Source organism: Altericroceibacterium xinjiangense, from assembly GCF_003958635.1.
In the GTDB taxonomy this organism is placed as follows: Bacteria; Pseudomonadota; Alphaproteobacteria; order Sphingomonadales; family Sphingomonadaceae; genus Altericroceibacterium_A; species Altericroceibacterium_A xinjiangense.
Map to the genome: position 1 here is coordinate 1 of NZ_RSEK01000028.1, position 9,511 is coordinate 9,511.

The following is a 9,511-nucleotide window of genomic DNA, read 5'->3' on the forward strand; positions in this document are numbered from 1 at the left end:
TTTGCTCGGGTTGCTTCGACAACAGCCCACAATACGACTCACCGTCGTTGGACACAGGGGCCATCCACCTCATCAGTCGGATGCGAACTGCTCTCCGTTTGGCAGACTGCGCCCAACCCGCTGCACGTCTCACGCCATGAGGTTTTGCCACTCGGCCAGCGCGGCCGAGCGGCGGGTCTTGTAGGTCTGCCTGTCGACGAGATGGCGTTCAACGTTGAAGTGGTTAGCGAAAGAGGCGTGGACCGAGGCGAACTTCTGGAGCGACTTCATTCGCCTGAACCTCAGCATTGCTCGCTCGCGTCTTCGAAACGGCAGGTGCGAGTTCTCGACCCGGTTATTCGCCCAGCGGCCGGTCTCCTGTTTCTGCTCGCATCCGAGTTCGACCATGGCTGCCTTGTAGGACCGAAGCCCACCGGTCGTGATTGCCTCAACCTTGCCGTGCCGCTTCAACGCCTTGCGCATGCACCGCAGGGCAGCGGCTTTATCCCTGGTTTTCGTGACGTAGCTTTCGAGAACTTCGCCCTCGTGATCCACGGCACGCCACAAGTAGACCATCTCGCCATTCACCCGAACGTACGTTTCGTCCAGGTGCCAGCGCCAATGGCGAAAGCCGCGCATCCGACTAATCCGCTGCCGGCGGATGTCGGCCGCGAACATGGGCCCGAAGCGGTTCCACCACTGCCGCACCGTCTCGTGGCAGACATCGATGCCGCGCTCGGAGAGCAGGTCTTCGATGTTCCGCAAGCTGAGCGGAAACCTGACATACAGCATCACCACGAGCCGGATTACCTCCGGCGAGGAGTGAAAGTACCGGAAGGGATTAGCGGGTTTGCGAGGGCGAGCCATGCCCCTGCCCTACCCCCTCGTGCACCTGATCGCTATCCGGTGCATTCGCTCTGACAGTACCCTTCTGACAGTACCCGGCACATAGATGCCGTCGGGGGGCATCCATTCCATCAGATAGTGCCCTCCGAAATGTTGCTCCGCGGGACGACTATAACCGCACCGAATCCTAAACTGTATGCATGGCCGGACGAATCGCGAGTGCCAGGTCTTTTTGGAGGACAATGTCGAACTTCGCCGATCTGCCATCCGACAATGTTTCGGATGTCCTGGTCACAACCCCTGCTGCCGTATCGAAGCAGATGGCTTCGTAAGACCCGGCGGAAAGGCCCGGCACCGTAACCTCAGTCCGCCGGGGGACAGGCGGGGCGAGCGTTCCATCCGCCGCAATCGGACCGGTACTCAGCAGCCAGAGCACAGCCTGGCTGCGGTCGGCGCAGGCGAACACCGCCACGTTCGGATCGGGGCAAGTAACCTCGATCGAGACGTTGCGGCGACGGAACATGGTCCAGTCGATTAGTGGGAGGAACCGGGAGAGGGCTAACTGCGCTCGTCGCATCCCTTGGGTCAGGACGTGCGGATGGCGGTTCGGCCAGCGCATTCCGCCGCCCGCCCCTCCGCTCGCGAGATGCGCCCATTGCATATGGCGGAAGTACTCGTCGTCGAACGAGTCCGGCAGTGTATGGTGGCGATCCTTGAAGCGATGGATTGGCCCGTGTTCGGTATCGAGCACCGGGCGGAAATCCCTCGTCTCCTCGACAGCCGAGCGCATCAGGCGACCAACGGACAATGCCGGTGCGACCGTATCCGACGGATCATCGATCGTGGGGTACTCGTATAAATGAGTCGACGCGAAATCGAGAGAGCGGTGGCGGAATATGGGCTCGCACGTGGCGGGATGGTTGATCAACTCCGGACCGAAAATCGAGACTGTCTGGAGGTGAGCACGACCGTAACGCCGCTCCTCGCGTTGGCGCAGCCAGCCGCCGAGATCTTCGATAAAGGGATCGAAGGTCGAGGGATCGTCATCGCCGTGGGCGGGATGCATCTCGTTCCAGATATCCCACGCAAACAGAGCGGGGCTATGGCCCCACCGGTCACTGGCGAAGGCGAGCCGGTTCCTGATCGCCTCTCGGGTGGCACTACACGTCAGCCATGTTCGAGGGCTTTCCGAAGGGCCTCCGTTTTGTTGATTGTACGGATGATGACGCCAGCGCGTGAACATGAAGAAGGTGTCATAGGGCGTCAGTAGAACTCGGATCCCGGTCTTCTCCAGCAGCTCGAACAAGTCGTCCCAGAGCCGTACCATGTTGGGCGCGAAACGGCCCGCAGGCTTTTCGATGTAACGGTGTTCGCCGTGGCAGTACTCCAGCATCAGACGGATGCAGGTGACCCCGTGGCTCGCGAGCCAGCGCAGATGCCGCTCTACTTGCGCGATATCGCGTCGGCGAAACAGGGACGCGAGTTCGGGCCAGGTAATGGCATCGTTTGCCCCAATAGGCGTCCAGCTGGTTCCATTCTCGTCGCAGAAATAGGGAATGCCGGGCCGCTGGGCGATCCAGCTCAGCGGAAGGGGTGGCCCTTCCGCGTCAATTCTGCCTTCCGGAGCGTCGCCACTCGGCCAGGGCTCCGCGCCGGAACTGCTCAGGGGCTGGCGGTGCACAGGTATTCCCTAGGCGGCCGCGGTACGGCTCTCAACAGGCGAAACGAGGGCAGGGGGGCTCATGGCTCCATTCTGCTGCATCAACCGCCGGTACGTCGCCAGCGCCTGCCCCACTACCTGGTCCATGTTGTAGTAGCGATAGGTGGCGAGACGACCGACGAAGCTGACATTCTCTTCCTGGTTTGTGAGCGCTTCGTACCGCTTGTAGAGGGCCTGGTTCTCTGCCCGCGGGATAGGATAGTACGGGTCCCCGCCGGCGCCCGGATACTCGTAGGTAACGCTGGTTTTCGACGACACCTGGCCAGTGAGGTGCTTGTACTCGGTGACACGGGTGTAGGGTACGTCCGGCGACGGATAGTTGACAACTGCGACCGGCTGCAACCAATCGCGATCCAAGGTCTCATGGCGGAATTCAAGCGATCTGTAAGGAAGCTTTCCGAAGCGGTGATCGAAGAATTCATCGATCGGCCCGGTGTAGACGAGATGATCCCATGACAGCGTGTCGCGAACCTCCGTCCAGTCTGCTCCCAGCACCAGGTCGATGTTCGGATGGTCGAGCATCCTCTCGAACATCCTCGTGAACCCGTCTGCCGGCATCGCCTGGAATCGGTCGGTGAAATACCGGTCGTCGGTGTTGGTGCGGGTGGGCACGCGCGCAGTGACGGACTTGTCGAGTTCGGAAGGATCAATGCCCCACTGCTTGCGTGAGTATCCTTCGAAAAATGCCTCGTAGAGCTCGCGCCCGACTGCCGCGACCACCACATCCCTGGAAGTCCTGATTTCCGGCACCGGCTCGGCGCGCAAGGCCAGGAAAGCGGCGGCGCTTTCCTCGTCCTTGAGGTCGATGTCGAACAGGCGGTTCAGCGTGGTGCGGTTAATGGGGACTGGCAGCAGTTGACCGCGGATCGACGCCAGCACCCGGTGCTCGTATGGCCGCCACTCCGTGAAACGCGAAAGATAGGAGAAAATTTCGGGCGAGTTTGTGTGGAAGATGTGCGGCCCGTACTGGTGGATCAGGATTCCTGCCTCATCGAGACGGTCGAACGCATTGCCGCCAATATGTGGCCGCCGATCGATTACCGCGACCCGCCTGCCCGCGCCCGACGCTAGCCGCTCGGCCATGACGGCGCCGGCAAAGCCGGCCCCGACGACTACCGCATCGTAGTGTTGTCTGCTGGCAACGGCCGGCGCTGCCGCGGTGGGCACGTTCCGCTGGCGCCGGGCGTGTACCAGCCGGGCCATTTCGGCGTAAGTGCGATCCCAACTGGTCTGAGAAAGAAGGTCATCGACATCCGGCAGCCACTTGCCGGTTTTCTCCCGGCTCATTTCCAGCGCGATCTCACACTGGATGAGAAATTCGTCCGGCGTACCTGCAATCCGGACCGCATCGACCTCACCATAGTTGCGCACGACATCGACGATCGGTGTGGAAACGACCGGGCGCCCTGCCGTGAGATACTCGGGCGTCTTTGTCGGGCTTATGAAACGCGTCGCCTCGTTGATGGCGAAAGGCATCAGCGCCACGTCCCAACCGCGCAGGTAGTCTGGCAACTCGTCGTACGATTTGCCGCCGAGATAGCGGATGTTCGATCGCTGCGGCAGCTCGGCCGGGTCGATCTTCACGACCGGACCGACAACGATGAAGTTCCAGTCAGGCCGCCCGTCGGCCAATGCACGGAGCAGGTTAATGTCCATGCGCTCGTCCACCACGCCGAAAAACCCGAACAGCGGGCCAGTCAGCCCGTCCTGGTCCGATGGAACGGGGCCCGGCGCGCGCGCGCGACCGAAGTGTGCTTGGTCGACGCTGGAAGGAAAGGGGTGGACAGCCGGGTGACGTTCTCGCTTCGCCTCGAAAAGGCTGTAGCCGCCCGTGAACACGAGGTCTGCCCTTTCGAGGAGTTCGGATTCGAGCGGCAGGAGTTCCGGCGGAGCGTATTTGAAATTCGCCAGCTCATCCATGCAGTCGTACACGGTGCACCGGGGCTTCAGATCCCGCGTGATCGGCAGCATCATCGGTGTGTAGTACCACGCGACCTCGGGCTGCTCCTGCTCCAGCGACTCCGCCAGCAGATGTTGCAGGAGCGCCGTTTCATCGGCCTGGGAAAGCCCGGCGGGGAGGGATGGCGTCAGGATCTCCACGCCACTTGCCGGACAGATGTTCCAATCGACGGATGCCAGCGCCCCGGCGTAGGTCGGCTCCTCCCAGAACAGAACCCGATATTCTTGTGCGAAGCGGCTCATCAGGTGCTGAGGGCGCTGGTAGACGAAGTTCCAACGCAGGTGGCTCAGACAGAGAAGTATCGGCCGGGAGGCGGTACGGGAGATACTTGGGGCCGCGCCCCCGCCAGATTGTTTCATGAGCCTGCCTGTATGGTGATGCGAGCCACGCAAACGGTCGGCATGAGCAGCTGGTTCCCTTGGGAACCAGCTGAGATGATGTGCCTACTCTTTATCAAGGAAGGTCACGCAGCGGCTTCCAGGATCGCGGATAGCAGTTCCTCTGTCCTGTCCAGTCGAGTAGAAGGTGCTGTCAGTCCGATGCGAACCGCTCTCCGTTTGGCAGACTGCGCCCAACCCACTGCACGTCTCACGCCATGAGATTTTGCCACTCGGCCAAAGCGGCTGAGCGGCGGGTCTTGTAAGTCTGCCTGTCGACGAGGTGGCGTTCGGAGTTGAAGTGGTTGTGGAAGGAGGCGTGGACTGAAGCGAACTTCTGAAGTGACTTCATCTGCCTGAACCGGAGCATTGCCCGCTCGCATCGTCGGAACGGCAGATGCGAGTTCTCGGCCCGGTTATTCGCCCAGCGGCCGGTCTCCTGCTTCTGCTCGCACCCGAGTTCGACCATGGCTGCTCTGTAGGAACGCAGCCCGTCAGTGGTGATCGCTTCCACCTTGCCGTGCCGCTTCAGCGTCTTGCGCATGAACCGCAGGGCAGCGGCTTTATCCCTGGTTTTCGTGACGTAGCTTTCGAGGACTTCGCCCTCGTGATCGACCGCGCGCCACAAGTAGACCATCTCGCCATTCACCCGGACGTACATCTCGTCCAGGTGCCAACGCCAGTGCCGAAAGCCGCGCATCCGAGAGATCCGCTGGCGGCGGATGTCGGCCGCGAACATCGGACCAAACCTGTTCCACCAATGCCGAACCGTCTCATGGCAGATGTCGATCCCGCGCTCGAACAGCAGGTCTTCAACGTTCCGCAAGCTGAGCGGAAAACGTACGCACATCATCACCACGAGCCGGATCACCTCGGGCGAGGAGTGGAAAATACCGGAACGGACTGGCGGGTTTGCGCGGACGGGGCATGCCCCTGCCCCGCCCTACCTTCGGGCCGATCACCATTGGGTGCATTTCGTCTGACAGTGTCTGTTTTACTCATACAAAGCCCCGCCCGCTGCACGGGTGCGGGGCGTTAGCGGCTAGGCCAGCCGCGCGTGACGAGTTACCGCTCGTCGGTTGCCGTGTTGACGCACGGCACCCCCGCTCGGCCTATGCGGAACATAGACCAGCGGACGTGTTCAAAGGGGAGTTGATCGCTTGCCCTGAACCTCACGATAAAAACGACACTCATGTCTATTTATGGCTTGCCTGGATAGACATTTATGTCTACACAGAATGCATGAACAGCGAACAATTCCGCCGCTACCTCGCCAAGCAGGGCTGCACCTTCACCGAGGGCAAGAAGCACACCATCGTGCACCTCAACGGGAAGAAGTCGGCCCTGCCCCGGCATGGCGGAAGCAAGCAGCTGGGCACCGGGCTGATGCAGTCCATCAAGAAAGACTTGGAGCTCTGAGGAGCCCCACAGCCGGCAATGGAAGGAACCGCCGAATGTTAAACTATCCCGTGGATCTCACCCCCGATGACAACGGGACGGTGATGGCACGCATCGCCGGACTACCCGGCGCGACGCATGGACACACCGAGGATGAGGCGCTCGCGAATGCGGCCGATCTGCTCGAATCCATGTTGATGGCGTACATTCTCGATCGCGAGGAAATCCCCGCGCCAGAGGCGGCGGACGGGCGGCCGACCGTCTCCCCGTCGCTGTTGGGCAGATTGAAGCTCGCTCTTTACGATGCGATGCGGGCGCGCGGCTGGCGCAAGGCCGACTTGGCCCGCGCTATGGGCCTCAACCCCCGCCAGGTCGACCGCTTGCTTGATCTCGAGCACGGAAGCACTGTGGCGCAATTGGAGCGCGCGCTCGCGGCGTGCGGCCTGACGGTCAGCATCGAAACGCGCGATCTTGCGGAAGCGGTATAGCGCCGCGGGCGATCAGCGGGTAGGATGCGCGGGCTGCGGGCGATGGCCTGGGGTTTGAAGGGATCACGGCGGGATGCAACCGCCCGCCGTGGTTTCTCCCGGTATACGGGAATCCCGTCCACCCCTACCCGCTTGACCGAATCGCCCCGATGTTCTCCAAGTGTTCCGCATGGCAGAGGACTTCCCCCGCGTGATGACCTGTGACGAACTGCGGTTCGAGGTGGGACTTATCCTGTCACAGGCTCCCCGTTCGCGGATCCGGGATTGGGCCAGCACCAACCAGCGCAAGTCCGACATGGCGCGCAACCTGCTGCGGGACACAATTCTGGCCCGCCTCGACCGTTATCAGGTGCGGTCGCCTCCCCCGCTCGTGCCGATTGGCTTCCGTGTCGAACGCTCAACTGAGCCGAAGGACGAAACGTGACCCGCTGCCGTCTCTGCGATGCGAATGACCTTGAAGCGCTGGCCGAGGACATGGCGCGCGAAATGTGGGCCAGCCTCGCGACCAACGATCCGCATGCTGAATGGCACCCGTGGGATGAGGCCAGCCACTACTGGCAGCGCGTCATGCGCCAGTATGCGGAGGCGGTTATCCGGACGCTGCGGCGGGAGCATCCCGTCCATCGACCACTTCACACGGGGTGACTGAGCCTCCGGGGACATATCCCAGGTAAGGAAGCGCGGCTGCGAGGCCCATGGCGCCTAGGATTGCCCCGAAAGTCAGGCAGGCGAACGGGAGGTAATCGCGCGCTTTTGCCGTCTGCGTCATGGTGTCGGACCTTCAGTGACTGGTTGCCTCCATGGTAGATTAGGGTCGGTTAATTCCCGCTACGGGGTAACCGCACCCGAAGAACCGACGCCCGACCGGTCCGTTCCGCACTCACTCATGGTGTTCCCGTGAGCCACCTTTCGGACCTCGCGCCCTGGCGACTATCCGGGTGTTGAGGCGGAACTGCAAAGATCCACCATTCAGTGGGAACAGCGATCTTGGCGGAGCGTCTGCTAGGCAGAAGTGCTCAGCCTCGTTTCGCCTCGATGGGGGCGCTTCCGCGTAGGAACTGCCCCTGCTTCGGCGGGGGCAGTTTTTGACCAAGACGAACCTCAGCCCGCGCAGAAGTCGCGAAGCATCCGCCAGTATTCGGTGCTCTTGGTCGGGGTCCAGTTGTCAGCGGCCCGTTTACAACGGTCTCGATAGTCTCGCCGGAATCTCCGCCATAGACTCGAGCTCGAGCCAATGGTCAGTTGCAGCGGGAGGCGAATCAGCCCGGAGGCTTCATGAACAAATTGATTATGACCGCGATTGCCGCACTGACCGGGATCGTTACGCCAGGGACCGCAAATGCAGCCGTCGCCTACTTCAGCGGGTCTTCCGGGGACAGGAGCATCTCAGGTCATCTCACGTATGACCCCACGATGACCACGACGGACCATGAGTACTACTCTTGGGGTACGCTTTCCTTCTACTTTCCCGGTGTTCTGAGTTTCACATCAGGAGACCTAACCCGATCCAGTGACTACCTGCTGATTGTGGGAGACGCATACGAGGGTAATGCAGAGGGCGCCACGGATGGGATCGTCGCAAATGTCGCAGCCAGCAGTAGAGAGGGTTACAGCCTCAGTGCGAGCTATGGCGATACCACGAGTCTGACTAGCGGCGCGATCCCCTCGTTCTTTCCGACAGGCTACGGGACGTTTCAGTACTCCTACGCCGGCGAAGGCTTCACTATGCCCGTCACTTTTTCCTCTACCATCCCTGAGCCGGGCACATGGCTTATGATGATCCTCGGCTTCGGGGCTGTCGGGTTTGCCGTGCGTAGGCGCAAGGCTGACCTTCGCCTGACCCCCGCGTTGGCATAGTAAGCTGCTTCCGGCAGCGCACCTCAGTTGGCCGCTGCCGGATCGCCAGTAAGCGCGCGAGTATAGGCGGGCACCGGCGCCGTGAAGCGCTCGGCCTTCGGGGGGTCGATCTTGAAGATGTAGCTTTCCGGCCAGATGCGCCCGCCGCCCGACCAGGTAACGCCGAGTAGAACGTCACTGTTCACCTGGATGTCGGCAATGGCGTCCGCGCCCACCGCCTTGCAGCTATCCGGCACGCCGTAGCTGGAGCCGAACGCGGCCTCCGTGATGTACGCCTTGAGCCCTCGTTTGCGCAGCTGCTCGGTAAAGAGGTCAAACTTGCTCTCTGTGTAGGCGCACGTCTTGTTCGTGCCCGACGAATCCCTGTCGAAGTAGCGGTGCGCGTTGATGTAGGTCTTGCCGAACGGATCATGTAGCCCGCTGATCTGCCCCCCGTTTCGCCGGACACCCTCAGGGGGTTGCGAACTGAGCCGCTCGGGACTCGCGGGGTGAGCGCATTTTGAGCCCTGAGTGGGGGTGGTATTCGTTGTAGTCGTCGATCCACTGGCCGATCAATGGCAGAGCTGCCTCGGCATCCGGTAATGGCGACACGTGGACGTAGTCCCGTTTCAGGGTGTGCACGAAGGCTTCGGAGATCCCGTTGCTCTGCGGGCTTTTCACCGGGGTGAAGCAGGGCTTCAGGCCGATCTGGCGGGCGAAGATCCGGGTTTCCCGCGCTGTGTATGGCGAACCGTTGTCGGTCAGCATTTCGATAGGGACTGGAGCCTGGCAGGTACCGAAGCGCCTCACGACGGCTTCAAGCATCATGTCGGGACTGTCAGGAATTTCGTGTGTGGCGGGCGGTTTGAATATTACGCCGCCATGGCTCTGATGAAGCGCTCGCCGA

At 61.7% G+C, this 9,511-nt stretch carries 11 protein-coding genes; 5 read left to right on the forward strand and 6 right to left on the reverse strand.

Going from position 1 to position 9,511, the window contains the following annotated elements:
- Positions 1 to 129: 129 nt before the first annotated feature.
- From ELY13_RS14010 to ELY13_RS14025, 4 genes are all read right to left on the reverse strand, one after another.
- Complete coding sequence (locus ELY13_RS14010; RefSeq protein WP_126174529.1) at positions 130 to 846, reverse strand: IS6 family transposase; 717 nt, start codon at positions 844 to 846, stop codon at positions 130 to 132.
- A 166-nt stretch (positions 847 to 1,012) separates the two neighbouring features.
- Positions 1,013 to 2,506: a glycoside hydrolase 5 family protein gene (locus ELY13_RS14015; protein ID WP_206436077.1), complete on the reverse strand. Its 1,494-nt coding sequence runs from the start codon at positions 2,504 to 2,506 to the stop codon at positions 1,013 to 1,015.
- Between the two features lie 9 nt (positions 2,507 to 2,515).
- The gene (gene glf, locus ELY13_RS14020) at positions 2,516 to 4,897 is read right to left on the reverse strand and encodes a UDP-galactopyranose mutase (protein ID WP_241233729.1); all 2,382 of its coding nucleotides are present in this window, start codon (positions 4,895 to 4,897) and stop codon (positions 2,516 to 2,518) included.
- 196 nt (positions 4,898 to 5,093) lie between these two features.
- Positions 5,094 to 5,735 (reverse strand): IS6 family transposase, encoded by a 642-nt coding sequence (locus ELY13_RS14025; protein WP_241233731.1) that lies wholly within the window; start codon positions 5,733 to 5,735, stop codon positions 5,094 to 5,096.
- A 389-nt stretch (positions 5,736 to 6,124) separates the two neighbouring features.
- On the opposite strand from ELY13_RS14025, the gene ELY13_RS14030 reads away from it, so the two are divergent.
- From ELY13_RS14030 to ELY13_RS14050, 5 genes are all read left to right on the forward strand, one after another.
- A complete protein-coding gene (locus tag ELY13_RS14030; RefSeq protein ID WP_126174531.1) occupies positions 6,125 to 6,301 on the forward strand; it encodes a type II toxin-antitoxin system HicA family toxin in 177 nt (58 codons plus the stop codon).
- A 35-nt stretch (positions 6,302 to 6,336) separates the two neighbouring features.
- Entirely contained in the window at positions 6,337 to 6,768 is a 432-nt protein-coding gene (locus ELY13_RS14035; RefSeq protein WP_126174532.1) for a type II toxin-antitoxin system HicB family antitoxin, read from the forward strand.
- A gap of 169 nt (positions 6,769 to 6,937) precedes the next feature.
- Positions 6,938 to 7,192, forward strand: coding sequence for a hypothetical protein (locus ELY13_RS14040; protein ID WP_126174533.1), 255 nt, complete (start codon positions 6,938 to 6,940; stop codon positions 7,190 to 7,192).
- Complete coding sequence (locus ELY13_RS14045) at positions 7,189 to 7,413, forward strand: hypothetical protein (RefSeq protein WP_126174534.1); 225 nt, start codon at positions 7,189 to 7,191, stop codon at positions 7,411 to 7,413. The genes ELY13_RS14040 and ELY13_RS14045 overlap by 4 nt, the downstream gene beginning before the upstream one ends.
- Positions 7,414 to 8,043: 630 nt before the next feature.
- Positions 8,044 to 8,625 carry a PEPxxWA-CTERM sorting domain-containing protein gene (locus tag ELY13_RS14050; RefSeq protein ID WP_126174535.1) on the forward strand — a complete coding sequence of 194 codons (582 nt, stop codon included), beginning with the start codon at positions 8,044 to 8,046 and terminating at the stop codon, positions 8,623 to 8,625.
- 23 nt (positions 8,626 to 8,648) lie between these two features.
- Here ELY13_RS14050 and ELY13_RS14055 read toward each other — a convergent pair whose 3' ends face one another.
- Both ELY13_RS14055 and ELY13_RS14060 read right to left on the reverse strand, forming a co-directional pair.
- The gene (locus ELY13_RS14055; protein WP_126174536.1) at positions 8,649 to 8,861 is read right to left on the reverse strand and encodes a hypothetical protein; all 213 of its coding nucleotides are present in this window, start codon (positions 8,859 to 8,861) and stop codon (positions 8,649 to 8,651) included.
- Positions 8,862 to 9,075: 214 nt separating this feature from the next.
- Positions 9,076 to 9,511 (reverse strand): integrase core domain-containing protein (locus ELY13_RS14060; protein ID WP_241233730.1); only part of this gene is annotated, 436 nt, incomplete at its 5' end.

Coding starts and splice junctions, on each gene's coding strand:
- ELY13_RS14010 (WP_126174529.1), bottom strand. CDS start 846: ATGGCTCGCCCTCGCAAACCCGCTAATCCCTTCCGGTACTTTCACTCC.
- ELY13_RS14025 (WP_241233731.1), bottom strand. CDS start 5,735: ATGATGTGCGTACGTTTTCCGCTCAGCTTGCGGAACGTTGAAGACCTG.
- ELY13_RS14030 (WP_126174531.1), top strand. CDS start 6,125: ATGAACAGCGAACAATTCCGCCGCTACCTCGCCAAGCAGGGCTGCACC.
- ELY13_RS14035 (WP_126174532.1), top strand. CDS start 6,337: ATGTTAAACTATCCCGTGGATCTCACCCCCGATGACAACGGGACGGTG.
- ELY13_RS14040 (WP_126174533.1), top strand. CDS start 6,938: ATGGCAGAGGACTTCCCCCGCGTGATGACCTGTGACGAACTGCGGTTC.
- ELY13_RS14050 (WP_126174535.1), top strand. CDS start 8,044: ATGAACAAATTGATTATGACCGCGATTGCCGCACTGACCGGGATCGTT.